Origin of the sequence: Roseobacter ponti (genome assembly GCF_012932215.1) — a bacterium.
GTDB classification, from domain to species: domain Bacteria; phylum Pseudomonadota; class Alphaproteobacteria; order Rhodobacterales; family Rhodobacteraceae; genus Roseobacter; species Roseobacter ponti.
In genome coordinates, this window is the sequence record NZ_CP048788.1 from 3,045,237 (window position 1) to 3,072,232 (window position 26,996).

At 63.5% G+C, this 26,996-nt stretch carries 26 protein-coding genes; 12 read left to right on the forward strand and 14 right to left on the reverse strand.

Features of this window, described 5'->3' with window-relative positions:
• Nucleotides 1-12: 12 nt before the first annotated feature.
• On the forward strand, nt 13-744 hold the full coding sequence (locus tag G3256_RS14510; protein WP_169641510.1) for an AzlC family ABC transporter permease: 732 nt from the start codon (nt 13-15) through the stop codon (nt 742-744).
• The gene (locus G3256_RS14515; RefSeq protein ID WP_169641511.1) at nt 741-1,067 is read left to right on the forward strand and encodes an AzlD domain-containing protein; all 327 of its coding nucleotides are present in this window, start codon (nt 741-743) and stop codon (nt 1,065-1,067) included. Before G3256_RS14510 ends, G3256_RS14515 begins: the two co-directional genes overlap by 4 nt.
• Here G3256_RS14515 and G3256_RS14520 read toward each other — a convergent pair.
• The 5 genes from G3256_RS14520 to G3256_RS14540 form a co-directional block, all read right to left on the reverse strand.
• The gene (locus G3256_RS14520; RefSeq protein WP_169641512.1) at nt 1,064-1,669 is read right to left on the reverse strand and encodes a hypothetical protein; all 606 of its coding nucleotides are present in this window, start codon (nt 1,667-1,669) and stop codon (nt 1,064-1,066) included. The two genes, G3256_RS14515 and G3256_RS14520, sit on opposite strands and share 4 nt — an antisense overlap.
• 24 nt (nt 1,670-1,693) lie before the next feature.
• The gene (locus G3256_RS14525; RefSeq protein ID WP_169641513.1) at nt 1,694-1,828 is read right to left on the reverse strand and encodes an aa3-type cytochrome c oxidase subunit IV; all 135 of its coding nucleotides are present in this window, start codon (nt 1,826-1,828) and stop codon (nt 1,694-1,696) included.
• 113 nt (nt 1,829-1,941) lie between these two features.
• Complete coding sequence (locus tag G3256_RS14530) at nt 1,942-2,391, reverse strand: DUF6173 family protein (protein WP_169641514.1); 450 nt, start codon at nt 2,389-2,391, stop codon at nt 1,942-1,944.
• Between the two features lie 2 nt (nt 2,392-2,393).
• Entirely contained in the window at nt 2,394-3,440 is a 1,047-nt protein-coding gene (locus tag G3256_RS14535; RefSeq protein ID WP_169641515.1) for an MBL fold metallo-hydrolase, read from the reverse strand.
• Entirely contained in the window at nt 3,440-5,155 is a 1,716-nt protein-coding gene (locus G3256_RS14540) for an acyl-CoA dehydrogenase (protein WP_169641516.1), read from the reverse strand. The genes G3256_RS14535 and G3256_RS14540 overlap by 1 nt, the downstream gene beginning before the upstream one ends.
• Before the next feature lie 123 nt (nt 5,156-5,278).
• Between G3256_RS14540 and G3256_RS14545 the strand changes: the two genes are divergently transcribed.
• Nucleotides 5,279-6,220, forward strand: coding sequence for an L-threonylcarbamoyladenylate synthase (locus G3256_RS14545; RefSeq protein WP_169641517.1), 942 nt, complete (start codon nt 5,279-5,281; stop codon nt 6,218-6,220).
• A 13-nt stretch (nt 6,221-6,233) separates the two neighbouring features.
• Here G3256_RS14545 and G3256_RS14550 read toward each other — a convergent pair whose 3' ends face one another.
• Nucleotides 6,234-6,788, reverse strand: a complete 555-nt coding sequence (locus G3256_RS14550) for a YqgE/AlgH family protein (protein ID WP_169642454.1) — start codon at nt 6,786-6,788, stop codon at nt 6,234-6,236.
• A 145-nt stretch (nt 6,789-6,933) separates the two neighbouring features.
• Between G3256_RS14550 and G3256_RS14555 the strand changes: the two genes are divergently transcribed.
• Nucleotides 6,934-7,740, forward strand: coding sequence for a protein-disulfide reductase DsbD domain-containing protein (locus tag G3256_RS14555; RefSeq protein WP_169641518.1), 807 nt, complete (start codon nt 6,934-6,936; stop codon nt 7,738-7,740).
• On the opposite strand, the gene G3256_RS14560 is transcribed toward G3256_RS14555, so the two are convergent.
• From G3256_RS14560 to G3256_RS14575, 4 genes are all read right to left on the reverse strand, one after another.
• A complete protein-coding gene (locus G3256_RS14560) occupies nt 7,719-11,135 on the reverse strand; it encodes an efflux RND transporter permease subunit (RefSeq protein ID WP_169641519.1) in 3,417 nt (1,138 codons plus the stop codon). The two genes, G3256_RS14555 and G3256_RS14560, sit on opposite strands and share 22 nt — an antisense overlap.
• Nucleotides 11,132-12,439: an efflux RND transporter periplasmic adaptor subunit gene (locus tag G3256_RS14565; protein ID WP_246227627.1), complete on the reverse strand. Its 1,308-nt coding sequence runs from the start codon at nt 12,437-12,439 to the stop codon at nt 11,132-11,134. Before G3256_RS14565 ends, G3256_RS14560 begins: the two co-directional genes overlap by 4 nt.
• A 114-nt stretch (nt 12,440-12,553) precedes the next feature.
• Entirely contained in the window at nt 12,554-13,096 is a 543-nt protein-coding gene (moaB, locus tag G3256_RS14570) for a molybdenum cofactor biosynthesis protein B (RefSeq protein ID WP_169641521.1), read from the reverse strand.
• A 39-nt stretch (nt 13,097-13,135) separates the two neighbouring features.
• Nucleotides 13,136-13,936: a uracil-DNA glycosylase gene (locus G3256_RS14575; protein WP_169641522.1), complete on the reverse strand. Its 801-nt coding sequence runs from the start codon at nt 13,934-13,936 to the stop codon at nt 13,136-13,138.
• Nucleotides 13,937-14,118: 182 nt separating this feature from the next.
• Here G3256_RS14575 and G3256_RS14580 point away from each other — a divergent pair, with 182 nt between their 5' ends.
• The 5 genes from G3256_RS14580 (at nt 14,119) to G3256_RS19355 (ending at nt 17,930) form a co-directional block, all read left to right on the forward strand.
• Nucleotides 14,119-15,066 carry an aspartate carbamoyltransferase catalytic subunit gene (locus G3256_RS14580; RefSeq protein ID WP_169641523.1) on the forward strand — a complete coding sequence of 316 codons (948 nt, stop codon included), beginning with the start codon at nt 14,119-14,121 and terminating at the stop codon, nt 15,064-15,066.
• On the forward strand, nt 15,063-15,611 hold the full coding sequence (locus G3256_RS14585) for a hypothetical protein (RefSeq protein ID WP_169641524.1): 549 nt from the start codon (nt 15,063-15,065) through the stop codon (nt 15,609-15,611). The genes G3256_RS14580 and G3256_RS14585 overlap by 4 nt, the downstream gene beginning before the upstream one ends.
• 146 nt (nt 15,612-15,757) lie before the next feature.
• Nucleotides 15,758-17,044, forward strand: coding sequence for a dihydroorotase (gene pyrC / locus G3256_RS14590; RefSeq protein WP_169641525.1), 1,287 nt, complete (start codon nt 15,758-15,760; stop codon nt 17,042-17,044).
• A complete protein-coding gene (gene plsY, locus G3256_RS14595) occupies nt 17,041-17,649 on the forward strand; it encodes a glycerol-3-phosphate 1-O-acyltransferase PlsY (RefSeq protein WP_169641526.1) in 609 nt (202 codons plus the stop codon). Before pyrC ends, plsY begins: the two co-directional genes overlap by 4 nt.
• Nucleotides 17,650-17,771: 122 nt before the next feature.
• Nucleotides 17,772-17,930 (forward strand): hypothetical protein, encoded by a 159-nt coding sequence (locus tag G3256_RS19355; protein WP_343044361.1) that lies wholly within the window; start codon nt 17,772-17,774, stop codon nt 17,928-17,930.
• On the opposite strand, the gene G3256_RS14605 is transcribed toward G3256_RS19355, so the two are convergent.
• Nucleotides 17,912-18,301 (reverse strand): ectoine synthase, encoded by a 390-nt coding sequence (locus G3256_RS14605; RefSeq protein WP_169641527.1) that lies wholly within the window; start codon nt 18,299-18,301, stop codon nt 17,912-17,914. The two genes, G3256_RS19355 and G3256_RS14605, sit on opposite strands and share 19 nt — an antisense overlap.
• Nucleotides 18,302-18,382: 81 nt before the next feature.
• Between G3256_RS14605 and G3256_RS14610 the strand changes: the two genes are divergently transcribed.
• From G3256_RS14610 to G3256_RS14620, 3 genes are read left to right on the forward strand one after another with little or no spacing between them, the layout of a single operon-like run.
• A complete protein-coding gene (locus G3256_RS14610) occupies nt 18,383-19,321 on the forward strand; it encodes an aldo/keto reductase (protein ID WP_169641528.1) in 939 nt (312 codons plus the stop codon).
• Nucleotides 19,318-20,394: an NAD(P)/FAD-dependent oxidoreductase gene (locus tag G3256_RS14615; RefSeq protein WP_169641529.1), complete on the forward strand. Its 1,077-nt coding sequence runs from the start codon at nt 19,318-19,320 to the stop codon at nt 20,392-20,394. Before G3256_RS14610 ends, G3256_RS14615 begins: the two co-directional genes overlap by 4 nt.
• On the forward strand, nt 20,391-21,041 hold the full coding sequence (locus G3256_RS14620; RefSeq protein WP_169641530.1) for a DUF938 domain-containing protein: 651 nt from the start codon (nt 20,391-20,393) through the stop codon (nt 21,039-21,041). The genes G3256_RS14615 and G3256_RS14620 overlap by 4 nt, the downstream gene beginning before the upstream one ends.
• Before the next feature lie 97 nt (nt 21,042-21,138).
• Here the strand turns inward: G3256_RS14620 and G3256_RS14625 are convergent, their stop codons facing one another.
• The 3 genes from G3256_RS14625 to ggt form a co-directional block, all read right to left on the reverse strand.
• Complete coding sequence (locus G3256_RS14625) at nt 21,139-23,640, reverse strand: GcvT family protein (protein WP_169641531.1); 2,502 nt, start codon at nt 23,638-23,640, stop codon at nt 21,139-21,141.
• 129 nt (nt 23,641-23,769) lie between these two features.
• Nucleotides 23,770-25,179, reverse strand: a complete 1,410-nt coding sequence (locus tag G3256_RS14630) for an FAD-binding oxidoreductase (RefSeq protein ID WP_169641532.1) — start codon at nt 25,177-25,179, stop codon at nt 23,770-23,772.
• A 25-nt stretch (nt 25,180-25,204) separates the two neighbouring features.
• Complete coding sequence (gene ggt, locus G3256_RS14635; protein ID WP_169641533.1) at nt 25,205-26,983, reverse strand: gamma-glutamyltransferase; 1,779 nt, start codon at nt 26,981-26,983, stop codon at nt 25,205-25,207.
• Nucleotides 26,984-26,996 lie beyond the last annotated feature (13 nt).

The window sequence follows — 26,996 nt, forward strand, 5'->3', positions numbered from 1 at the left end:
ATAAAGCATCTCATGCCCTCCACCACCGCGAAAACACTCACGCCCCGGCGCGCGTTCTGGAAAGGCTTCCGGGATGGCACGCCCTTTGTGCTGGTTGTCGGCCCTTTTGCGGTACTCTTCGGGGTTCTGGCTGCTGAGGCCGGGCTTAATGTGCTGGAAATTCTGGTATTTTCGGTTGTTGTGATCGCGGGAGCTGCGCAGTTCACTGCCCTGCAGCTGATGACCGAAGACGCGCCGACCGTGATCGTTCTGGCCTCGGCACTGGCTGTGAACCTGCGTATGGCGATGTACTCGGCTTCGCTGACGCCCTGGATCGGGGCCGCACCGCTGTGGCAGCGGGCGATCGCCGCCTATTTCGTGCTCGATCAGTCCTATGCCTGTTCCATCGTTCAGTTCGAAAAAGCGCCTGATATGAGCATCCCGGCGCGCGTCGCCTATTTCGCCGGCGCGGTCTGCCCGGTGGTGCCGGTGTGGTATGGTGCTACGGTCGCGGGGGCACTTATCGGCACACAGATCCCCGAGAGCTGGGCGCTGGATTTTGCGCTGCCGATTACCTTTCTGGCGATGATCGCTCCGATGCTGCGCACGCCCGCGCATGTGATTGCTGCCCTCGTGGCAGTGGTCGTGAGCCTGCTGGCAGCGGGCGTGCCGTATTCGCTGGGCCTGATCATCGCGGGTATTTCGGGCATGATGGCCGGCGCGCGCGCTGAACTCTGGGCAGATGCACGAAGGGCCGCAGCATGATTGATGCGTCCACCCTGTGGATTGTGATCATCGGCCTCGGGCTGGGCAGCTATCTGCTGCGCTTTGCGTTTCTCGGTCTGGTCGGTGACCGCCCGATCCCGCCCTGGCTGCTGCGTCATCTGCGCTATACCGCTGTTGCGGTGCTGCCGGCGCTTGCCGTGCCGCAGGTTGTCTGGCCCCAGGCCACCGGTGGTGCGCCGGATGCGCCGCGCATGATCGCGGCCGCTGTCACTGTGCTTGTCGGTCTGTGGACAAAGAATGTGATTGCGGCGATCGTTTGTGGTGCGGGCACGCTTTACGGTCTGCTCTGGCTGCTGGGTTAGGCCGGGCTCGCCACTGCATCCGGGATACCGTCGCGCACATTGCCCTCATCATCTTCGTAATAGCGGTCGGTAACCACACCCGGTCGTGTTGCGATCTGATCCATGAGATTTGTCGGAAAGAATGTGACGCTGATGTCTTCGAACCCGGGCACCTGGCTGATGATGCGCGACGTGGCATTGGTGCAGAACGATCCTGCAACCGCACCATTGCTCTGCACAAGCTGCAACGCACGTTCGGCCTGTGCCGGTGTTACCTCAATTGTCTGGGTGACGACATGGTGGGTGTTGCGCGCGTGCGCGCTTTTATAGCCCTGCACCCAGGCAGGTGACATGCCATAGAGCACATCGCCGCGTTCAGGCACGTCGGGATGCAGAAAGGATCCGGCCGGATCAAAGATCACCCGCTGCGAGCCGCTGACCATCAGCGCCGTATGCCCGCCGGCACCGGATGTGTTGTTTATAACGGTAATAACCGTGAGGCTGGGCGGGCCACCGGCCCGAAACGCCACATCACGGATTTCATCATTTGTGGCTTCAAAGGCGGCGGAAACCGCGCATCCCGTCAACATTACCAGAACCGCAAGCAAAGCAGGGATACGCATGGATTTCTCCCGGAGTTCGGTGGATCAGGTGATGAAAATCGCCATGCCGACCAGAAGAAGAATGATGACAATTACCGTCCGTGCGGTAAACCGCATGAAACCGTCGAATGTCTTTTCCTGAACATCCGTGTTCATTTCGCCGTGCTTGTAATCTGCCATTGCCGCAGCCCTTTTCTGTAATCGTTGTTCAGAGGCCTAATGGATTCTGTGACCGCTGTCACGCGCATAGCTGTGCGCAGCGACTCTGTGACCCGCACGCGCAGACCGGGCGCTCAGCCGGTGCCACCCTCTTCGAGATCCTGCACCAGCCGGAAGCCAATACGCGCAGGTTTCGCACGCTCATGCGGTTTGGGCAGGGCCCGCAGCATTACGCTGAGCTGACTGACGTGCTGGACGAGCTGTGTGCGCCCGCCGGTGGCATCAGTGCCGTAAAACGTCACGATGTCAGGGTCGAAATACCCCATTCCCTCAATGCGCAGCACACCGGCATCACCGCCGGCAAAGCCCATGGCGACCTCGTGATCGTTGTCGAGGTCCTGCTCAAAGTTGCGGATATAGAGGATCATGCGCTCATAGGCCCATCTGGCCGGGGATTTCTTTTCCTCCGCCGGACCTTTCATCACGTCAGGCAGCAGAATGTCAGAGGCGCTCCTGCACGCAGGATCGGTGTGAACCTCATGCAGCTTTGGTTTGCCTGCAGATTTTCCTGCTTTTTTGCCCATTTTCAGTCCCTGCGCTGATAAATCCATGCATCGTCATCGCGGCGCGCGCGGGTGACCTGCCCTGTCTGGTACAGGTGGCTCAGATGCGCAACCGCTTCGACGAGTGCCAGACCGTATTCCGCGTCGCCGATGTTGCGCCGGAAAAGCGGCATGAAACAATCACCCGCCGCCTGAGGTGTATCCAGAAAGGTCATCAGTCGTTTCAGCGCGCCGTGGTGATTGTCAATGAGCTGGCGCATACGCAGGGGCAGACCGGTGAAGGGCAGTTTGTGCCCGCCCAGCACAAAATGATCGTCGCGCGCCATACCCGCAAACCGCTCGCAGCTTTCCAGCCAGTCGCCGATCGGATCAGCCATCGGTTCAGTGGCATAGACCCCGATATTGGGGCTGATCGAGGGCAGAATCTGATCAGCGGAGATCACCAGATCGTCGTCCCGGCTCCAGAACGTCGCCTGCTCGGGTGCATGTCCGTGACCGGTGTGAATGTCCCAGGTCCGGCCGCCCATTGTGATGCTGTCACCGTCCGCGATGCGGGTAAAACCCAGCGGCAGCGGCGCCACAACATCCGCAAAATTGAACGGGCGTTCGCTTTCGCGTTTTGCCAGCACCTCCGGGGCCATGCCGGCGCTGCGATAGAAAGCCACGGTTTCGGGTACCGGTACATCCTGCGCATCCAGCGTCAGCATGCGCGCCATCAGCCAGGCGGTTCGCGTTGTGACCAGCTCAGCCCCCTGCGTGGTCTGAAACCAGCCCGCAAGCCCGATATGGTCCGGATGATGGTGAGTGACAATAACACGGCGCACTGGCTTTCCGCCCAGCGGTCCCTGCATCAGGTTTTCCCAGATCGCGCGGCTGCGCTTTGAGGCAAAGCCCGTGTCAATCACCGTCCAGCCGTCGCCGTCATCCAGCGCATAGACATTGACGTGATCAAGCTTCATCGGCAGTGGAAGGCGCATCCACAGGACACCATCAGCGACCTCGACGGCGGCGCCCCCGGCGGGGGGCTCTTCAAAAGGGTAGCGCAGGCCTTCGGTCGGGCGGTCCTTCATCAGGCCGCCAGATCATCGTCGGTCAGGCTGTAGAGATCTTCGGCGCCGGCCTGTGCATGGGCCAGAAGCCCCTCATGCTCGGGCAGCAGACGGGTGATATAGAACCGCGCCAGCTTTTCACGCGCGCCGCCACGATCGGCCAGAGCCGCGCGCAGGTGCACATATCCGCCCAGTACCCGGGCAAAGGCCCGCTGGTAGGGGACCGCGCCGGCAAACCGGTCATCCGGGTCGCTTTGCGCAACCAGCCACTCGGTGGCTTCGCGTTGTGTTTCACAAGCCTGCCAGACGGCCTCGCCCAGATCAGGCAGAACCGCGCGCGCCTCGGACGCACAGGCAGCGACCTCGTCGAGAAGCCGGAAAGCTGCTTCGCCACCGTCCATCATCTTGCGGCCGACAAGGTCCATCGCCTGGATGCCATTGGTGCCCTCATAGATCGCCGTTACCCGGACATCGCGGCAGAACTGCGCAGCACCGGTTTCCTCAATGAACCCCATGCCGCCGTGTACCTGAAGGCCCATATCCGACACCGCGATCCCGGTTTCCGTACCAAAGGATTTGTTGATCGGGGTCAGCAGGGCCGCGCGGGCCTTCCATTCCGCATCTCCGGTTGCCCGTGCCAGATCAATCGCCATGGCGCAGCTCAGCGCGATCCCGCGGGCTGCAAAGACTTCGGCCTTCATCGTGCTCAGCATCCGGCGCACATCGGCATGATCAGTGATTGTGCCACTGGCGTTTTCGCGCCGCGACCGGCCCTGTTTTCGGTCGGTGGCATAGGCCCATGCGTGCTGAAACGCGGCTTCGGCCACACCGATCCCCTGGATGCCGACGCCAAGGCGCGCGTTATTCATCATGGTGAACATGGCAGCCATGCCGCCCTGCTCCGCGCCGATCAGCCATCCCGTGGCACCGTCATATTCCATCACCGCGGTGGGCGAGCCGTGCAGACCGAGTTTGTGCTCAAGGCTCACCACCCGCAGGCTGTTCGCCACGCCCGGATTTCCCGCATTATCCGGCAGGTATTTGGGCACGATAAAGAGGCTGATGCCCTTGGTGCCGGCCGGCGCGCCCGGCAACCGGGCCAGCACCAGGTGGCAGACGTTTTCCGCAACATCATGATCACCCCAGCTGATGTAGATTTTCTGTCCGCTGACCGCGTAGGTGCCGTCACCCTTCGGTTCGGCTTTTGTGCTCAGTGCGCCGACATCCGACCCGGCCTGCGGTTCGGTCAGGTTCATGGTCCCCGACCATTCGCCCGCGATCAGTTTCGGCAGATAAAGGTCCTTGATTGCATCTGAGGCATGATGTTCGAGCGCTTCGATCTGACCCTGCGACATCAGCGGGGCAAGCTGCAGCGACAGGCACGCACCGCTCATCATGTCATTGACCGCAGAGGCCAGCGTCACCGGCAGACCCATACCGCCGTTTTCCGGATCGGCTGTGATCCCGATCCATCCGCCGTCGGCAATTGCGGACCAGCCGCCGGCATAGCCGGGCGAGGTGCGCACAACACCGTTTTCCAGCCGCGCCGGATGCAGATCACCGGGGCGCTGCAACGGGGCAAGGACCTCGTCGGAAACCCTGCCGGCTTCGGTCAGGATGGCCTGGGTTACGTCTTCTGTGCTGTCCGCAAAAAGCTCTGTCTCACGCAGCTGATCAAAATCAACAATGTGTTTGAGAATGAACGCAAAGTCTTCGACAGGCGCGTGATAAGGCATCTTCATATTCTCCGGACGTCGGGCATGGTATCTTGGCAAATGAGGGCACAGGTTATATGGCCCCGGGGCAATCATGAAGCGACGGGTCTTCGACAGCAACCAGAACGCGGCGTCACAATTTTTATGCACAAAGACCCAACAGTTACCCTCGCCGCAGATGCCGCGGGACTGCAGCAGGCAGCGGCCCTTCTGCGGGCCGGCGCACTGGTCGCCTTCCCCACTGAGACGGTTTACGGGCTTGGCGCGGATGCGCGCAACGGGGCGGCGGTCGCGGCGGTATATGCGGCCAAGGGGCGACCGTCGTTCAACCCGCTGATTGTGCATGTGCCTGACGTCGCCGCAGCACGGGAACTGACGGTCTGGAACGATGCCGCATCAGTGCTTGCCCGGGCGTTCTGGCCTGGTCCGCTGACGCTGGTGCTGCCACTGAAACAGGGGCACGGTCTGGCATCGCTGATCACCGCAGGGCTTGACACCGTGGCAATCCGGGTGCCGGCGCATCCGGCGGCCCGCGCTTTGCTGCAGACCTTCGGCGGCCCGGTTGCGGCACCTTCGGCGAATCCCTCGGGACGGATCAGCCCGACGCGTGCCTCTCATGTTCTGGCCGGACTGGATGGCAGGATCGCGGCGGTGCTGGATGACGGGCCCTGCGCGGTCGGCCTGGAAAGCACGATCGTAGGGTTTGACCCGGCACCTTTGCTGCTGCGCGCGGGCGGAGTGCCGGCAGAGGCGGTGAGCAGTATCCTTGGACAGCCGCTTGCATCCCCGGGCGGCGATACCATCACCAGCCCCGGACAGATCGCATCGCACTATGCCCCGGGTGCGCCTGTGCGGCTGAATGCGACGCGGCCGCGACCGGGCGAGGTGATGCTTGGCTTTGGCGACATCCCCGGCGATCTGACGCTTTCTGCGACAGGTGATCTGCAGGAGGCCGCAGCGACGCTTTTTGATCATCTGCATGCGCTCGATGCCACGGGGCGTCCGATCGCCGTGGCACCGGTGCCGGAACACGGTCTGGGAGAAGCGATTAATGACAGGCTGCGGCGGGCTGCGGCACCGCGCTGACAATCAGGTGCTGTCAGGCGCGCCCGGCATCCGCAGAGAGCAGGACCGGGTCGACCCCAAGAGATTCCAGTGCCGCCGTCCATTTGGCTCGCGCAGGCGTGTCAAAGACCAGCGCGCGGCTTGCGTCGGCGGTCAGCCAGCCATTGCGGGCAATCTCGGATTCCAGTTGTCCCGGCCCCCAGCCCGCATACCCCAGCATCATCAGCGCGCGTTCAGGCCCCTGCCCGCGGGCGATTTCTTCGAGAATATCCATGGTCGCAGTCATCGCAAAGCCACCGGTCACCAGCAGCGTGTGCAGATGCGACTGATAATCCTGCGAATGCAGCACAAAGCCGCGACCGGTCTCTACCGGGCCACCGAAATGCACGACCATGGCCGCTGCGTCTTCGACCGGCGTAATTTCAAGCTGGTCCAGCACATCGCTCATGCGGATATCCGGGCTGGGTTTATTCAGGATCAGCCCCATGGCCCCCTTGTCCGAATAGGCACAAAGCAGCACCACTGAATGCTCAAACCGCGGATCGCCCATGCCGGGCATTGCAACCAGCAGTTTGCCCGTCAGATCCATCTGGTCGCCATGCTGATCGTTGTCCGTCATGCCGGATACAATGGCGCGGAGTGATGTGGCACACAAGTCCCCGGCGCGGCCCGGCGAAACATGGCTGACCGGATCGTGACTTGGCATTTCAGAGCGCTGCGGCCATATCGGTAGTATGACACGTTTTGCGCTCGCCACCGCTTTCACCGCGCTCTGCGCCCTGCCTGCCGCTGCCTGGGACGGGGCCGCGGCTCCTGTGACTGCTCAGGTCCTGCCGGGATGGGTCACAGCGGACGGAACCTATGTCGCGGCGCTGCACCTGCAAATGGCGCCGGGGTGGAAGACCTACTGGCGGGCCCCGGGTGATGCCGGCATTCCGCCCAGCTTTGACTGGTCCGCCTCGCGCAATCTCGGAAGTGTGTCCGTGTCCTGGCCCACACCGCAGATTTTCGATCAGAACGGAATGCGTTCGATCGGGTATTCGGGCGATCTGGTCATCCCTCTTTATGTTTCACCCGTAACCTCCGGCCAGGCGGTTGATCTCAGCGTCGGCATGGATCTGGGGGTCTGCTCGGATGTCTGCGTGCCCTGGCAGCTTGATATGGCAGCAACCCTGAATGATACCGGCGGCAAACCGGTGCCGGCGATTGCCGCAGCCCTGGCGCAGCGCCCGCTGAGTGCCGGCGAAGCCGGCGTCACGGCGGCCACCTGCCGGATCGAGCCGACATCAGACGGCCTGCGGGTTGAGGCCCGCGTCAGCCTGCCTGCGGCCGGTGGTGCCGAGGTTGTGGTTCTCGAGCCGGGCGTTCCCGGTGTCTGGGTCAGCGAAGCACAGACCCGCCGTCAGGGCGGTGACGTAATCGCAGTTTCGGAAATGATCCACGCCCGGGACGGTGCATTTGCACTGGACCGGTCGGCCATCCGGATCACCGTGCTGGGCGGGGCACACGGCGTGGATATTCAGGGCTGCACACCCGGCTGACGGCGCGCGCTGCCCGGGGCACGCAGCATCACAGCCCCTGCGGCATACCCCAAAGCCGAAATCACAGCGGCCCCTGCCAGAAAGACCATCAGTGCACCGGCAACGGATGTCTCGTCGGCTCCGACAGGAACAGGACCGCGCAGACCGGGCATCATGCTGCCGGTAATGATCGTCCACCCGAGCGTTGCAGCCCCCCAGGCGAGCACCAGGCCCCAGAGTAACATAAAACTCATGCGGATACGGCGGACCGGCGCCCCGAGGCCGCGGCGCATCGCCCGGATCTGCCTGCTGATGTCGTGCTGAACCGCTATCAGAGCAGGCACGACCAGTAACACGAGGATCATGCCGAACCCCAGGCCGTAGACCAGCGTGATGACTGTGGGCTTGAGGAACTGTGCCTGCCTGCTGGTCTCATAAAGCAGTGGCGTCATGCCCAGCACCGTGGTGAGCGTCGTCAGCATCACCGGGCGCAGGCGGTCCGTCGCCCCGTCGATGATCGAGGGGATCAAACCGCGGTCTTCGGCATAGTCGTCAATGGTGGTGATCAGCACGATGGAATCGTTGATAATGATCCCCGTCATGCCCAGCAGGCCGACAACCGTGAACATGCTCAGGGGTATTTCCCAGGCAGCGTGCCCGTAAATCGTGCCAACGAGGCCAAAGGGGATGATCGCCATCACAATCACCGGACGGCTCCAGCTCCCGAATACCCAGGCGAGGGCTACATAGATACCGGCCAGACACAAAAGCATGCCTGATGCCGCGTCCGACAGGAACCGGTTTTCGTCCTCCGCGAGGCCCGCGATTTCATAATCGACCTGATAGGTGCTCGCGATGCGCGGCATCAGATCGTCGCGCAGAAAGCGCGTGACCTCTGTGGCGCGCTCCGGATCATCCTCCGAAATATCGCCTGTGACGGTAATTTCGCGCACGCCGTTGGTGCGGCGCACAGACCGGAAGCCGGCACGGCGTTCGACCGTCACGATATCGGCCAGGGGCACGTAACCGCCATCGGGTGTGCGCATCTGAGTACCCGCCAGAAAATCAGCCGTCAGCTCTTCTTCCGGCAGTTCCACGCGGATTTCAGTGCTGCGTGTGCCATCGGGGAAGGTTGCAGCCTCGATACCAGCCAGCCTGTTGCGCAGGCTGCGCCCGAGCTCGTCAATGGTAAAGCCAAGCGCCTGGCCCTGAGGTGTCAGATCCAGAAGCAGCTCGTCGATGTCATAGGAAAGGCTGTCCTGCAGCGCACTGACTTCGGGGTAATCTGCCAGCTCGGACTGCATCTCCAGACTGGCGGCTTTCAGCCCGGCGGCACCAGCGCCCGAGAGCTTTACGCTGATGGCATCGCTTTGCGGTCCCCGGCGTTCACCGCGGAAGGCAACTGTCTCGGCAAGGGGGTGGCGGACCACGAGCTGCTGCAGATCGGAGACAAAGGCCGAACTGGTAAATTCGCGTGCGTCCGCATCGATGAGTTCGATCGAAATGCCGCCCTGCAGGTCTTTGTCGCGCGATCCCGCGCCGCTGAGCCCGCGTCCGAAAGCGCCGCCGACCTGAGCGATGACGGTGTCGACGGGGTCGGTCCCGTAGCGCTCGGTGTAATCGGCGCGCAGGGCACCGGTGGCACGCTGCATTTCGTGCATCATCGCGAGCGCGTCATCCTTGGAGGCGGTTTCGGTCATCATGAAATTACCACGGATCGTGCCGCGCTCCGGTGCATCAAAGAACCGCCACTGGATATCACCACGAATAAAGACCGCCACCTGCGAGGCAAGAATGGCGAGAACGCCCGCGAGGACGACATAGCGCGCCGCCACCACTCCGGCCATCAGCGGGCGGAACGCACGCTCGCGGACAATGCGAAAGCCACGGTTGACCTGGCGGCTGGGCCAGTCATACCAGCGCTCCTTTGCCTTTGCGGCAAGAGCATGGGCCATGTGGTTGGGCAGCACCAGAAAGCATTCCACCAGCGAGGCAATAACCACCGCGATCACGGTCAGCGGAATGTCCCGCACCAGTGTGCCGTACCACCCGCCGACCAGCGTCAGGCCGAAGAAGGCGATCACCGTCGTGAGCGTTGCGGCAAAGACCGGCATGGCCATGCGGCGTGCGGCGTTCTCAGCCGCCACAAAAGGGGGCTCACCGAGGTTACGGGCGCGATAATCGGCATGTTCCGCCACCACAATCGCATCATCGACCACAATGCCCAGAGTGATGATCAGCCCGAAGAGCGACACCATATTGATGGAAAGCCCCGCCATATACATGATCGATATCGCCGCCATCATCGCCACAGGGATGCCTGCCGCGACCCAGAAGGCCGAACGCGCGTTGAGAAACAGAAACAGCAGCCCGACAACCAGAGCGAGCCCCATCAGCCCGTTGTCGATCAGCGTGGTAAGCCGCGCGCTTATCGCCTCGGACCTGGTATTGCGCAGATCCAGCGTGACACCGGCAGGCAGTGTTGCCTCCATTTCCGCGGCAACTTCTTCGACACGGGCCTGCAGTCGGATCGCATCGCCTTCGGCGGAGCGGTCGACGCGCACCATGACGGCCGGATCATCGCCCACGAAAAAGCTGCGTCTGCGATCTGAACCGAGGCGTTCGACCGATGCCACATCCCCGATCGTCAGCTGGCTGCCCCCCGTACCGCTGCGCAGAACGATCGCCGCGATCTCTTCGCTGGTGCGCTTTTCAGAGCCCGCGCGCACCCTGGCGCCTGCCCCTTCGACGCTGCCTGCGGGATCTGTGGCCACTTCGGCGCTGATCGCCGCTGCGATCTCCTCCATGGAGATATCGTTGCCGATAAGTCTGACCGAGGGCACCTCGACGAGGATCTGCGGATCTGCGACGCCACGCACGCTGGTCCGGGTCACGCCGGCCTCAAAGAGGCGTACCCTGAATTCGTCGGCATAGCGTACCAGCTGTTCGGTGCCGACAGGTCCGGTGATCACAACATTGGTCACGCGGTCGCGCCAGGCATTGAAGCGTACTTCGGGGTCTTCGGCGCCTTCCGGCAGGCCGGTGACCGCGTTCACAGCACTTTCCACATCGCGCAGAGCCTGATCCATGTCGCGGTTGGGCTCAAAAGAGATGCGCACGCTCGCGCTGCCCTCGGAGGCGGTTGAGGCAGTGTAATCGACACCGTCCACCGCCAGAAGCACCGGCTGCAACAGCTCAATGATGCCGCGGTCAACGTCCTCCGCGCCGGCGGCCTCCCAGGGCACGGTGACGGTTATTTCCTGTGGAATGACATCGGGAAAAAACTGGGTACGCATGTTCGGCACGGAGACCGCACCGGCCAGGACCATCAGGACGAGAACCAGATTGGCCACAGTCCGGTGTCGCGTGAAGTAGGACAGAATGCCACCCGCCGCGGCTGGCATCCGCCGGCTCATCCGGGCGCACCGCCGGTCGCAGACGGCGTGAGTGCTGCCTGATCATCGCGCCCGGCGAGGGGCTGATGGGTGCGCACAGAAACGCCCGGACCAAGGAGCGGTGTGCGCCCTCTCACAACATTCTGTCCGACCAGCCCCGGCGCGCGCACCAGCACATCATCGTCCTGGCGGCGCAGGACTTCGACCGGGAAAGCGGCAAGCCGGTTATCTTCTGAGACAACCAGCAGTTCTCCGGCACTGTCGAGCGCCGTGGCCGGCAGGCGGATGACATCCTCAAGTGGTTGTTCGGCTATTTCGACGGTTGCGAAATCGCCAGGACGAAATCCCGGCGCACGCCCCAGCCGCGCAAAGAGCAGACGCCCTGTCTGTCCCTCGCCCGGCCCGGCACTGACCCGCGATATGCGCCCCGTTGCCGTCAGATCGACGCCGGTGACGTCCAGCGAAACGGTAACGGGTGCCCGGAAAAGATCCCCTGATGGTCCCAGCAGCCGGGCGTACTGCGCCGTGGAGATACGAAAAGCCACCTCCAGATCGTCCGGATCCACGAGATCGGCAAGGCGCTCACCCTCACTCACCAGGCCCCCTGCGACCACAGCCGTTTCACTCAGCGTGCCGGCAAAAGGAGCGGTTACGGTCGTGTCGGCAAGCTCCCGGCGGGCGTCTTCCAGCGCGATCTGTGCCCGCGACAGCCGCGTGGCCGAAAGATCCACACGCGCCTCGGCCTGCGTCACAGACTGGCGGCGCGAGATTACAACGGCGCGGGCCGCGGCGGCTGCAAGTTCTGCGGTTTCGGTGGCCGCGGCACTGCCGACGCCACGCTGGGCAAGATCAGTCTGGCGGGCAAAGGCCCTTTCGCGCAGGCCTGCCTGCTCTTCGGCGGCACGTTCATCATCCTGTGCCAGGGTCAGGCTTCGGGCGGCCTCACGGGTTTCCGCCTGCGCATCGGCCAGATCAGCACTCAGGCGCGCGACCTCAGCCTCAGCGTCGGCAGGATCAATGCGCAGCAGCACGTCACCGGCCTGCACGGTGCCACCATCCTCAAAGCTGTCGGAAAGCTCAATGATCCGTCCACCGGTCGCCGCGCGCAGTTCCAGCGTACGGCGCGCGGAAATTTCGCCAAATGCCCGCAGGACGGGTGTGATCGTCTCACTCTCGGCCTGTACTAGGCTCACCGCAAAGACACGCTCGCGTGCAGGAGGTGCGTCAGGCGCATCCGCGAACCGCACTTCCAGAGCCCCCACGATCATCTGTGCAGCCCAGACCAGCAGTCCCAGCGTCACTGACGCAAGGAAAAGGCCGATCATACTTTGCCGCAGAAACCGCATAGATACCTTTCTCAGCACAAAAGCGCGCCGTTCCTTATAACCTGGAACGCCGCCTGAAAACACCAAGGCACAAAGGTGTTACGCGATCGCCGGCTATTTCCGTCGCTTATGTTCGTCGAGACGCGGCATAATTTCCACAAAATTGCAGGGCCGGTGGCGGAAATCGAGTTGTCTGGCCAGAATTTCATCCCAGGCATCCCGGCAGGCCCCCGGGCTGCCGGGCAGCGCAAAGAGATACGTCCCGTTGGCCACGCCGCCGGTCGCCCGGCTCTGCACGGCGCTGGTGCCTATCTTATTCATCGAAACCATGGTGAAAACCGTGCCAAAGGCATCGATTTCCTTTTCATAGACGTCGCGGTGCGCCTCGACCGTTACATCCCGGCCGGTCAGCCCGGTGCCGCCGGTGGTGATCACCACGTCGATGGCACCGTCTTCGCACCAGGCGCGCAGCTGCTCTGCAATCTCTGCGCGTTCGTCCGGCAGAATGCGGCGGTCGGCAAGCTCATGGCCTGCGGCGAGAAGCCGCGACACGAGGACCTCGCCTGATTTATCATCTTCGGCAACGCGCGTGTCCGACACCGTCAGCACCGCAATACGGACCGGGATGAACTCCATCGTTTCATCAATACGGCTCATAAGAAATGTCTCCTGCTCGTCAGGTGTTTTTGCGGCATATCAGGCAATTGTCAGCCGCGCGCGGATTTCCAGCAGGTCGGCCCAGGCGTCCCGCTTGGCCTCCGGTGTGCGCAGCAGATAGGCAGGGTGGCACATGGGCATCGCAGGCAGCCCGCAGGCCTCGGTCCAGGACCCGCGCAGGCGGGTAATGCCGCGCCTGCCCAGAAGCGCCTGTGCAGAGATATTCCCCATGATTACAAGCACCTGAGGACGCGAAAGTTCAATGTGCCGCAACAAAAACGGCCGCATCATTGCAATTTCCTCAGGTGAAGGGTCACGGTTCTGCGGGGGCCGCCAGGGCAGCACGTTGGTGATATAGACGGGTGTGTCATCAGGGCCCCGGCCCAGACCGATTGCGGCGAACATCCGGTCAAGCAGCTGTCCTGCGGCCCCGACAAAGGGGCGGCCCTCGCGGTCTTCATCGCGCCCCGGTGCCTCGCCGATGATCATCACAGCGGCTCCGGGCCTGCCATCGCTGAACACGAGGTTGCGCGCTCCCTTTTTCAAAGCACAGTGCTCAAAGCCCGCCAGTGCCGCGCGCAGACCGTCGAGATCGGTGGCCGCCATCGCGGCCCTTTCCGCTTCGGCAACCGGGTCCGCGGCCACCGCTGCCGGCGACCCTGCAGCAGCGCCTGCCCTGGTCCCCGGGGCTGCAGGTGCTGCCTGCTTCGGTGCCGTTCCCGGCATCGTATCAGGCAGCTCGTAGCAGTTGACCGGCATGTCGCCGATGGCCTCGGTCGCCCCGAGTTCGACCTGCCACTCCAGCAGCGCCCGCGCATAGTGAAATTCCGCTGATTCCATGCGGACACTCTATGCGGTGCGGCAGGGAAACTGAACTGCCCGCTTTTCAGAACACCGCAAAAAGCATGTGCACAATGCGTGCACCGGATGTGCACAGGCTGTGCACCGTTTGTGTGCCTGATCTGCGGCTTGCCCGTATCCGGCACGCTCCTTATAAGGCATCTAATCACCTGAGGATCTTCATGACGTTTCCGCACCGCCATCTGCTTGGGATCGAGGCTCTGCGCCCTGATGAGATCACGGTCCTTCTTGATCTGGCCGACAGCTATGCGGCGCTGAACCGGCAGCCGGATAAACACGCCGATGCGCTGGCCGGTCTGACGCAGATCAATATGTTTTTCGAGAACTCCACACGCACCCAGGCGAGCTTTGAGATCGCCGGCAAACGGCTGGGCGCGGATGTGATGAACATGGCGATGCAGGCCAGTTCGGTGAAAAAGGGCGAAACGCTGATTGACACGGCGCTGACGCTCAATGCGATGCATCCCGATCTGCTGGTGGTGCGGCATCCGCATTCGGGGGCGGTCGATCTGCTGGCGCAGAAGGTCAACTGTGCGGTGCTGAACGCCGGCGACGGGCGGCACGAGCATCCCACCCAGGCGCTGCTTGATGCCCTGACGATCCGGCGCGCCAGGGGACGGCTGCACCGCTTGTCGGTCGCGATCTGCGGCGATATTGCGCACAGCCGGGTAGCGCGCTCGAACATCATGCTGCTGGGCAAGATGGAAAACCGTATCCGCCTCATCGGACCACCAACCCTGATGCCTGCGGGCATCTCGGAGTTTGGCGTGGAAGTGTTTGAGGATATGAAAGAGGGTCTGAAAGACGTTGATGTCGTCATGATGCTCAGACTGCAGAAAGAGCGCATGGACGGCGGCTTTATTCCGTCCGAGCGGGAGTATTATCACCGCTATGGTCTCGACGAAGAGAAACTGGCCTTTGCAAAGCCCGATGCCATTGTCATGCACCCGGGGCCGATGAACCGTGGTGTTGAGATCGACGGCACGCTGGCGGATGACATCAACCGCTCGGTCATCCAGGATCAGGTGGAAATGGGCGTCGCGGTCCGGATGGCGGCGATGGATCTGCTGGCGCGCAATCTGCGCCTGACACGGACGGAGGCTGTATGAGCGGGAAAATCGCGATTGAACGCAACGAAGGCAGCAAAATCCGGGTGTTTTCAGTGAGCCGCGCACCCGCCGACATGCGCGCGGCCCTTGATGCGGCACCGCGGGCCGATGTGGCGCGGGACCTTCTTGGCGACCCGCATCTTAACACCGCCTCAACCGAGATTTTCCCGGTGTCTGATCTCGCAGGCGTTGGTCTGGGCGCCTATCTCATCGAAGGCTACGCCGTTGATGCAGATATTATCGCGACCGACCGTGCAAAGCTCGACGCGCTGGACGGGTATGTGCTGCTGCTTTTTTCCGACAGCTTTGGCGGCGCTGAGAGCCGGCTGTCGCCGGGGCCTGACCTCACACTGATCGGAACCTATGAGGAATACCGGCCGGAGGAGGGTGTGCCCGCGGCACTGACCGCCGACAGCGCGATGCCCTATACCGGCGTGCCCGGCGTGGTACCTGCCCCGCCCGCGCGCAGCGGTGCCGGCAGTGCCATGGTCGTCTTTGCCATTCTGGTGCTGCTGGGCCTGCTGGTCTGGTGGCTGCTGACATGAGCCCGCGGAGGATCCGATGAACGAACCCAGAGACCCGAAGATGTCCGGACGCATCGCCATGATCGCGCTGATCGTTGCTTTTGCGGTGGTCGGGCTGATGATCTGGGTGGGGTCGTGAGCCGCGTCTCTGCCGGGACGGTGAGCGCATGAGCCGGTTTGCGTTTCTGAACGCGCGTCTTGTCGATCCGGAAAAGGCGCAGGTCACCACGGGCGGCATGCTCGTCGAGGATGGCCGGATCACGGCTCTGATGCCCGCTGAGGCGCCCGCCCCCGGGGATGCAGAGGTGATCGACTGCGGCCTGAAATATCTCGCGCCCGGGATTGTGGACATCGGGGTGAAGGTCTGTGAACCCGGCGAACGGCACAAAGAAAGCTACCGGTCCGCCGGGCTCGCCGCAGCGGCGGGTGGTGTGACCACGATGATCACCCGGCCCGATACGACACCCGCGATCGACAGCCCCGAGACGCTGGAATTTGTGACCCGCCGCGCCAATGAGGCCTCGCCGGTGCGGGTGCTGCCCATGGCCGCGCTGACCAAGGGGCGCGACGGGCGGGAAATGACGGAAATCGGGTTTCTGATGGACGCCGGCGCGGTGGCCTTTTCCGATTGCGACCGGGTGGTGAGCGACACACGCGTCTTTTCCCGTGCGCTGACCTATGCGCGCAGCTTAGATGCGCTGGTCATTGCCCATCCGCAGGATCCGGGGCTCAGCCGCGGGGCGGCGGCGACATCCGGAAAATTCGCCTCGCTGCGCGGATTGCCGGCGGTCTCGGTGATGGCCGAGCGCATGGGGCTGGACCGCGATATCGCACTCGTGGAGATGACCGGCGCGCGGTATCATGCGGATCAGATCACCTGTGCCCGAGCGCTGCCGCCGCTGGAACGGGCGCGCAGTAACGGGCTCGATATCAGCGCGGGCACCTCAATCCATCACCTCACGCTCAATGCGCTCGACGTGGCGGATTACCGGACGTTTTTCAAACTGAAGCCGCCGCTGCGGGATGAGCAGGACCGTCTTGCCATTGCGGAGGCGGTCAGTTCCGGGCTCATTGATGTGATCTCTTCGATGCACACGCCGCAGGATGAAGAAAGCAAACGCCTGCCCTTTGAGGAGGCGGCCTCAGGGGCGGTGGCGCTTGAAACGCTGTTGCCGGCGGCCATGCGCCTTTATCATGCAGGGCTGATTGATCTGCCCGTGCTCTGGCGCGCGATGTCGCTTAATCCCGCGCGGCGGATGGGTCTGGAAAGCGGGCGTCTGGCCAGGGGTGCACCGGCGGATCTGGTGCTTTTTGACCCCGACGCGCCGTTTCTGATGGACCGCGCCACACTGCGCTCGAAATCGCGCAACACACCCTTTGATGGTGCCCGTATGCAGGGTCGTGTCCTGGGCACATGGGTGGCCGGTGCGCGGGTCTTTGAAAGGGACAGATGAGCTATGAGGGATACGTGATGACCATGCTGCTCTGGTGGGCCGGTGTCGGCTATCTGATCGGGTCGGTGCCCTTTGGCATCCTGGTGGCCCGGGTCATGGGGCTTGGCAATCTGCGCGAGATCGGCTCGGGCAATATCGGTGCGACGAATGTGCTGCGCACCGGGAACAAGCCGGCGGCGGCACTCACCCTGCTGCTTGATGGCGGCAAAGGCGTCGTTGCGGTACTGCTGGCACGGGCCTACGGCAGCGGTGATCTCTATCTCATTGCGGGGCTCGCGGCGATGATCGGGCACTGCTATCCGGTCTGGCTGCGCTTTGCGGGGGGAAAAGGCGTGGCGACCTTTCTCGGGATCGTGCTGGCGATGCATTTTCCGGTGGGGGCGGGCTGCTGCATTGCCTGGCTTGCCGGTGCCTTTGCCACGCGCATCTCGTCGATGGGCGCGCTTGTGGCCGCGGCGGCCGGGATCCCGCTGGCCTGGGTGCTGGACGGCGGGAAAACGGCCTTTTACGTGGCTCTGATGGCTGCCATCGTCTTCTGGCGGCACCGGGCGAACATTGCAAGGATCCGCGCAGGAACCGAGCCGAAGATCGGACAGAAATCCTGATACCCGAGGCCCTTTCGGATTTTGAACAGGCCCTCGATGCTTTGCCCGCGGGCAGCCTCAGCGGCCGGTACCACGGTCGGCGTTACCGCGCGGTAAAGTCAGTTTTCAACAACGGACGGTCCGTGAAACTGTTCGCGGAAGAAGCGGGCGGCAATGATTATATCAGCCTCAATTTCTACCGGTTGAAAAGCGGCGCGCGGCTTTATCCCTGCGAGATGAGCCGGGGCAAAGTCCTGAGCTTCGTCCTTGGTTTCGTGCCGGATCAGTCCGGGGCGGCATAGCTGCCGTCGGGGCCGTGAACCTCGTCCCCCTGAAGCGCCGGCGAGAACACACAGATGAGATGCAGCGGCACATCGCCCGTGACCTGCACCTCGTGGCGCTCATGCGCGTCGGGGGCATAGAGCACGCCCGGGCGGATCTCATGCACGCGCCCGCTGTCGGTCTCGGTTACCGTGCCCTGCCCGCTCAGACAGTAACAGGCCTCGATGTGGTTTTTATACTGCAGGTTCAGCACGGCACCGGGCAGCACATGCGTCTCGGTCATCGAAAACCCCATGCCGTCCGAGCGCACCAGCAGGCGCAGGCTGGTCCAGCCCGGACCGGCGGCATCGCGGGCAGTGTTTTTCAGCTCTGCAGCGTCAGTGATGATCATGATCGGGCCCCCGTTTTCGCACGCCCGTCCGGCGCGTGATTGAGCATTGCATGCCCCTGCGGCGCATGCCAGGCTTTGAGCATGACAAACGTTCTGACCAGCCCCGATGGCACCCCCGCAAGCAGCCTCGCCTTTGGCACCATGCAGTTCGGCGGACGCGCGGATGAGACTGCGTCGCGCGCCATGTTCGAGGCGGCCGTCGCGGCCGGCGTGAACCATTTCGACACGGCCTATGTCTATAACGACGGCGCCTCGGAGACGCTGCTGGGCAGCATGCCCGGCGACCGGCGCGACAGTCTGATCATCGCGACCAAAGCGGCCTATACCGGGGGCGGGACCCGCGACAATATCCTCACGAGTTTCGATGTCTCGCGCAGGCGGCTGGGCATGGATATGGTCGATCTGCTTTATATGCACCGGTTTGATCCGGACACCGATCTGCATGAAACGATGGAGGCGCTGGCGGAACTGAAAGAGGCCGGCAAAATCCGTTATATCGGAGTGTCGAATTACGCCGCATGGCAGGTGGTGAAAGCGATTTCCATTGCGGATAAATTCGGCATCACGGTGGATATCCTGCAACCGATGTACAACCTCGTGAAGCGTCAGGCCGAGGTGGAAATCCTGCCGATGTGCGCGGATATGGGCGTGGCCTGTGCACCCTATTCACCGCTGGGCGGCGGGCTTCTGACCGGGAAATACGTCACCGGTGACGCCGGCCGGCTCACTGAGGACGACCGCTATGCCGCGCGCTATGGCCCGGACTGGATGCATGAGGCGGCAAAGGGTCTGAGTGCCATCGCAGAGGAGACCGGCACCCGGGCGGCGACACTCGCCGTGGCCTGGGCCGCGCGTCATCCCATGGGCCCCACACCGATCATTTCGGCGCGCAGTGCAGAGCAGCTGGCCCCCTCGCTCGATGCGATGGCCTTTGAGATGGATGACGCTCTTTACGCGCGGCTTTCGGCGCTGTCGCCGACACCACCCCCGGCCACTGACCGGCTCGAAGAACAGGAATGACCGACATCCTGGTGATCGGCGGCGGGATCGCCGGTCTTTCGGCGGCTGCACGGTTGTCAGAGGACGCGCAGGTGACGGTGCTGGAGGCTGAAGCCGCGACGGGATATCACGCCTCGGGCCGGTCGGCGGCTCTTATTGAGCTCAATTATGGTGCTGAAAGCGTGCGCGCGCTGAACCGCGCGGGTTTTGACTTTCTGCGCGACAGTTTCGGCGGCTGTCTGAGCCCGCGCGGGCTGATGATCCTCGCCCGGGAAGATGAGAAAGAGGCCTTTCAGAGTGACCTGACCTCTCTTGGTCTCGGGCAGATCGGCGTGGATGAGGCCCGCGCCATGGTGCCGGTGCTGGATCCGCAGACCGTGGCTTTTGCCGGGTATCACGACGCCGCTCATGACATCGATACCGACCGGCTGTTGCAGGGGTTCGCCCGCTCTTTGCGAGAAGGCGGCGGCTCGATCATGACCGGCGCGCGGGTGAACGACATCCGCTTTGACGGCGGTCAGTGGCAGGTCAGCACGCCCGTCGGGGAGTTCAGCGCAGCGCTGCTCGTGAACGCGGCAGGCGCCTGGGCCGATGAAGTGGCTGTCATGGCCGGGGTCGCGCCCTGCGGGATCGTGCCTTACCGCCGGTCGATGGCGCGCGTTCCGGCACCTGACGGGCATGATCCACGGAGCTGGCCCATGTTTTTCGGGGTCGGTGAGAGCTGGTACGCGAAGCCTGATGCGGGCGCGCTGCTGGTCTCTCCCGCCGATGAGGAGCCGGTCGCGCCACAGGATGCCTGGGCGGAGGATCTGACGCTGGCCGAGGGCATCGCGCGCTATGAGGAAATGGTGACAGCGCCGGTCACACGAATGCTGTCGAGCTGGGCCGGGCTGCGCAGTTTTGCACCCGACCGGACACTGGTTCTGGGCCGGGATCCGGATCAGCCGGCCTTTGTGTGGTGCGCGGGACAGGGCGGCTACGGGTTTCAGACAGCACCTGCGGCGTCGCAGCTGCTGGCCGATCTTGTGGCGGGGCGGGCCAGCGGCCTGGACGCGGGTGTTGTGGATGCGCTGACGCCCGGGCGGCTCAGATGACCGGGAAGCTTCCGCCAAATGCGAGCGTGGCCAGCGGTGGTGACGGGGCAAAGATGCACGCGCCTGCCGCGGCACGGAATGCCGGTGTGCTGAGCGCTTTTCTGCAGGCCGAGGCCCCACGGACAGGCCATGCGCTGGAGATCGCCAGTGGCACCGGACAGCATGTGGCGGTGTTTGCCGACGCCCTGCCCGGTCTGATCTGGCAGCCGTCGGACATTGATCCCGCGCGCCGTGCCAGCATTGACGCCCGGGCGCAGGACTGCGCGGCCGGTACGGTCCTGCCTGCGATAAATCTCGATGCGACGCGGGCGGGCTGGTCAGCGGATCATGCAGGCCAGGCGCTGATTGTGCTGGTCAATCTTTTGCATCTGATTTCGGGCCCCGCAGCGCAGATTGTCGTGGCGGAGGCAATGGCGGCGCTGGCCCCCGGCGGGCGGTTCATCTGCTATGGTCCCTTTCGCCGGGACGGGGTGCTGACCAGCGCGGGTGACGCGCGGTTCGACGCCGATCTGCGCGCCGCTGACCCTGCGATCGGGTATAAGGATGACGGTGAGATCACCGCATGGCTGCGGGCTGCGGGAGCAGCAGGCGTGACCTGTCACGAGATGCCGGCCAACAACCTGGCTTTCGTTGCGACGCGCGGATGAGCCCGGCAGGGCGGCGTGCCGGGAGGTGTCCTGCGCCAGGCGGCGGGTCAGCTGCCAAAGCAGTTGACCGGGTCAGCTGCTTACGCAGTTGACCGGGTCAGCCGTCGATGCGGATGCGGGCGTTTTTCGGGTCATAGGGGCTGTCTTCGGTAACCTCGGCGTTCCAGAGACGGTCCAGCATTTTGACCTGCAGTTTTGTGCCCGCGACCGCCAGATCAGGCGTCACATAGCCCATCCCGATGGATTTTCCGAAGGCCACGGAATAGCCGCCCGAAGTCAGACGTCCCACGCGGGTCTCGCCATGATAGAGCGCCTCGCGGCCCCAGGGATCGGCATCTTCCGGCCCGTCGATCAGCAGGGTAACGCATTTTGAGCGCACCCCGGTTTCCTCAAGCTTTGCCCTGCCGTGGAAGTCTTTGCTGAGATCCACAAAGCGCGGCAGATCGGCCTCCAGCGGGGTGGCGTCGCGGCCAAGCTCATTGCCGAAAGCGCGGTAGGATTTCTCCTGTCTGAGCCAGTTCTGTGCCCGCGCGCCCACGAGTTTCATACCCTGCGGCGCGCCCGCTTTTTCGAGCTGGTCAAAGAGGTAGTTCTGCATCTCGATGGGGTGATGCAGCTCCCAGCCAAGCTCGCCGGTATAGGCCACGCGGATCGCGCGCACCGGGCACATGCCCAGCTCGATGTTGCGCATGGTGAGCCAGGGGAAGCGCTTGTTTGAGAGCACCGTGGCCGGGTCGGCATCTTTGATGATGTCATTCAGCACATCGCGGGATTTCGGCCCTGCGATGGCGAAAACGCCCCATTGCGTGGTCACATCATGGCATTCGATATAGCCGAAGTCCGGGGCTTTATCCCCGATCGCCTTGCGCAGGTAATCGGCGTCATAGGCCGTCCAGGCACCGGCACTCACGAGGTAATATTCATGCTCCGCGAGCCGCACGATCGTGTATTCGGTGCGCGTCGTGCCGTGGCCCGTCAGCGCATAGGTCAGGTTGATGCGCCCGACCGACGGCAGTTTGTTGCAGGTAAACCAGTTGAGAAATTCGGTCGCACCCGGGCCGCGCACCAGATGCTTGGTAAAGGCGGTGGCATCGATAAGGCCCACGCCCTCGCGGATGGCTTTCGCCTCCTCCACCGCGTGCTGCCACCAGCCGCCGCGCCGGAAGCTGCGCGCGTCGTGATCAAAACTGTCGGGTGCGTCCACCGGACCGAAATAGTTGGGCCGCTCCCAGCCGTTCACATGACCGAACTGGGCGCCGCGCGCTTTCTGACGGTCATAGGCGGGGGCGGTGCGCAGCGGGCGGCAGGCGGGGCGTTCTTCGTCCGGGTGGTGCAGGATATAGACGTGTTCGTAGGCTTCCTCGTTCTTGCGCGCGGCATATTCAGTCGTCATCCAGTCGCCGTAGCGTTTGGGATCAAGGCTCGCCATGTCGATCCCGGCCTCACCCTCCACCATCAGCTGTGCGAGATAATAGCCGGTGCCGCCGGCCGCTGTGATTCCGAAAGAGAACCCTTCAGCGAGCCACATGTTGCGCAGGCCAGGTGCCGGACCCACCAGCGGGTTGCCATCCGGGGTATAGCAGATCGGGCCGTTGAAATCATCCTTCAGACCGCTTTCCTCACAGGAGGGAATGCGGTGGATCATCGCCAGATACTGCTCTTCGATGCGCTCCAGATCGAGCTGGAAGAGATCAGCGCGGAAACTGTCGGGCACACCGTATTCAAAGCGCGCGGGCGCTTTGGGCTCGTACACGCCGAGGATCCAGCCGCCGCGCTCTTCGCGCACGTATGATTGTGCGTCGGCATCCCGGATCACCGGATGTTCCACATGTCCTTCGGCGCGGAATTTCACCAGATCGGGGTCCTGATCCATGACGATGAACTGATGCTCGACCGGGATCGCAGGCATCTTTATGCCCAGCATCTTTGCCGTGCGCTGCGCATGGTTACCCGACGCGGTGACGACATGCTCGGCGGTGATCACGATCTGCTCGTCGGAGGGCACAAGGTTGCCGCCCTTCTCGACCATTTTCGTGGCAGTCACCTCCCAGTGCGTGCCCGTCCAGTGAAAGGCATCCGCCTGCCATTTGCGTTCGATCATCACGCCGCGCTGGCGGGCACCTTTGGCCATCGCCATGGTGACATCGGCGGGGTTAATATAGCCGTCGGTGTGGTGATAAAGCGCGCCTTTAAGGTCGGATGTGTTGATCAGCGGCCATTTTTCTTTGATCTCATCGGGTGTCATCCACTGATAGGGCACGCCACAGGTCTCGGCCGTCGAAGCATAGAGCATATATTCGTCCATACGCTCGTCAGTCTGTGCCATGCGCAGGTTGCCCACCACGGCAAAGCCCGCGTTCAGGCCCGTTTCTTCTTCGAGGGTTTTGTAAAAGCGGATGGAATAGTCATGGATATGCGTGGTCGCGAAGGACATGTTGAAGTAGGGCAGCAGCCCCGCTGCATGCCATGTGGACCCGGATGTCAGCTCATCGCGTTCGAGCAGCATCACGTCGTCCCAGCCGGCGCGCGCGAGGTGATAGGCAATCGATGTGCCGACGGCACCCCCGCCGACTACCAGTGCTTTGACCTGCGTTTTCATGACATGCTCTCCCGCGTTGGCATCAATGCAGGATCATTAGCCGCAGATCGCGAAAAGGCGCAAAACGCGCCCGACCGGTCATAGCGGGAAAGCGACATGGCGCCTGTCTGAGCGGCGGTAAAGCCGTGTTCAGGGGCGTGCGGGGAAGATTTTGCCCGGGTTCATGATGTTGGCCGGATCCAGAGCAGCCTTGATGGCGCTCATGATCACCGTGGCCTCGCCCAGCTCTTTTTCCAGATAGGCCTGTTTGCCCTGCCCGATGCCATGCTCACCGGTGCAGGTGCCGCCCACGGAGATCGCAAGCTCACTGAGCCAGGATGCGAAGATGTCAGCATTTTCCACCTCCTGCGGATTGTCCATATCAACCAGCGGTGTGACGTGGAAATTGCCGTCACCGGCGTGGCCCACGATGGGGGCGATGAGGCCCAGTTCATCGGCTTTGAGCTGGGCCGCGGTGACACATTCCGCCAGTCGTGAGATCGGTACGCAGGCGTCGGTGGCCACCCCTTTGGCGCCCGGGCGGTACTGCAGCATCGCCCAGTAGGCATCGTGGCGGGCTTTCCACAGGCGGTTGCGCTCTTCGGTGCTCGTGGTGGCCTCGAACCCGTGGCCGCCGACCTCGCCGGCCAGTGCGCCGAAGATCTCCGCCTGCTCGGTCACGCTGTTCTCCGTGCCGTGGAATTCCAGCAGCAGAAGCGGCGTTTCCGGCAGATTGAGTTTTGAATAGCCGTTGATGGCTTTGACCATCGTGGTGTCGAGAAGCTCGATCCGGGCGACGGGCACGCCGTACTGAATGACGGAGGTAACCGCCTGACAGGCCTCATCCACCGACGGAAAGGAACAACGCGCGGCACTCATGGCCTCGGGAATGCCCTGCAGGCGCAGGGTGATTTCGGTGATGACACCCAGCGTGCCCTCACTGCCCACAAGCAGGCGGGTCAGGTCATACCCGGCGGAGGATTTGCGCGCGCGGGTGCCGGTGCGGATGATGCGCCCGTCGGCCATCACAGCCTCAAGCGACAGCACGTTGTCTTTCATCGTGCCGTAGCGCACCGCATTGGTGCCGGAGGCGCGGGTGGAAGCCATGCCCCCGAGCGAGGCATTGGCACCGGGATCGATGGGGAAAAAGAGGCCCTGATCACGCAGATGGGTGTTGAGGTCCTCGCGCGTCACGCCCGGTTGCACGCGGCAGTCGAGATCTCCCGGGTTGACTTCAATCACGCGGTTCATCTGGCTGAGATCGATGCTGATGCCACCGGCGGGGGCGTTCACGTGACCCTCCAGCGAGGTGCCGGTGCCATAGGGGATCACCGGCACGTCATGGGTGGCGCAGACCTTCACCAGGTCAGAGACCTCCTGGGTGCTGGTCGGAAAGACCACCGCATCGGGGGCCTGGTTTTCGATCCAGGTGGTGGTGTGGCCATGCTGTTCGCGCACGGCCCGGCCGGTTTGCAGGCGTTCGCCGAACTGCTGTTTCAGCACGTCGATCACGGTGCGGATGCCGGTCTCATTGCGCGGCAGCGTGGTTACCTGAACCATGTCTCTTTCCTCCCGGCGCTGTGGCTCACTGCCCCAGCGCAATCCCTTCGCGGCGCGGATCCGCACCGCCCTGAAGTGTCTCGCCCAGTGATATCGCATGCAGCCCGGATGTCAGCGCGCGGATGTTCACCTCATATCCCATCTGCGTCAGATCCTGCTCCAGCGCTGTGGCCGTACTGCCCTCTTCGAGATCATATGTGCCAAAGCGGTTCACGGCATGAGGGACGGAGACCGCCTCCTGCACGTTCATACCCCAGTCGAGATGCGCGATGATGCTTTCAGCCACATACCCGATAATGCGGCTGCCACCGGGGCTGCCGATGGCCAGGACCGGGGCGCCGTCTTTCATCACGATAGTGGGCGCCATAGACGAGCGCGGGCGTTTGCCGGGCTCCACGCGGTTAGCGATCGGCACACCCTCGCTGTGTGAGCGGAAGGAAAAGTCGGTGAGCTCGTTATTGAGGAGGAAGCCGCGCACCATCAGCCGGCTTCCGAACCCGTTTTCGATGGTGGTGGTCATGGAGGCAACGCTGCCCTCGGCGTCCACGATCACAAAATGCGAGGTCGAGGGCAGTTCGATGGACACATCATCGGCCTGGAGCAGAGCGTGATCAAATGCCGGCGTGCCCGGGGCTGCGTCTTCCAGCGCGCTCTCGCCGTTCAGTGCGGCGGCGCGATCGGCCAGATAGGCCGGATCTATCAGCCCGGCGGCGGGCACGGGCACGAAATCGCTGTCGGCCATGTAGCGGCCACGATCAGCGAAGGCCAGCCGCGAGGCGTCGCCGATGAGCCGACGCACCTCCGCATCGCCCGGCCCGGCGCTGAGATCGAAGCCTTCCAGCATCCCGAGGATCTGGCCCACTGTCAGCCCGCCCGAGGATGGCGGCCCCATGCCGCAGACGTCATGCGCACGGTAGGTGGCACAGACAGGAGCGCGTTCTTTGACCTCGTAGATGCTGAGATCAGTTTCGGAGAGCACGCCGGGGTTGCCTTTGGCGCTGCGCACGGTGCTGACGATATCTGCGGCGATCTCACCGGTGTAAAAGGCTGCGGCACCGCCTGTTGCCATGGCCCCGAGTGTTTGCGCATAGGCGGGATTGGTCAGGGTCTGACCCACTGCGAGCGGTGTTCCGCCCGGCAGGAAATACGCCGCCGTTGCGGGAAAGCGCGCGAGGCGTTCGGCGTCGCTTTCCACAAGACCGGCAAGGCGCGGCGAGACCGCGAAGCCCTGCTCCGCGAGGTTCGCCGCAGGCTGCAGCAGCCCGGCCCAGTCCATGCGGCCCCAGCGCTCATGCGCGGCCTGCATGAGCGCGGGCGTGCCGGGTGTGCCGACAGAGAGACCACCGACGACCGCGTCGAAAAAGCCCAGCGGTTCGCCGTTTTCATCCTGAAAGAGGCGCGGCGTGGCCGCCAGCGGGGCGGTTTCGCGCCCGTCGAGCGTCATCAGTTCGCCGGAGCCCGCATCGTAATAGACCAGAAAGGCGCCGCCCCCCAGCCCTGAAGACTGCGGCTCCACCAGACCCAGCATTGCCTGCACCGCAACAAGGGCATCCGCTGCCGTGCCACCGGCGGCCAGCACATCCGCACCGGCCTGCACCGCAAGCGGGTTGGCGGCGGCCACCATCCAGTCGCTGGCCTGCACCGGCGTGCGCGTGGCTTTGGCCTTGAAGGCGGCGGCGATCTCCTCTGAGAGCGCCTCGAAGGCGCCTTGCGTCGCGGGCTCGGGCTGCACTGCGTCGGCGGCCTGCTGGGCGTGCACCTGCGTTGCAATCAGTAAAGCGGCGGTAACCGGAAAAATACGCATGACTGTCCTTTCG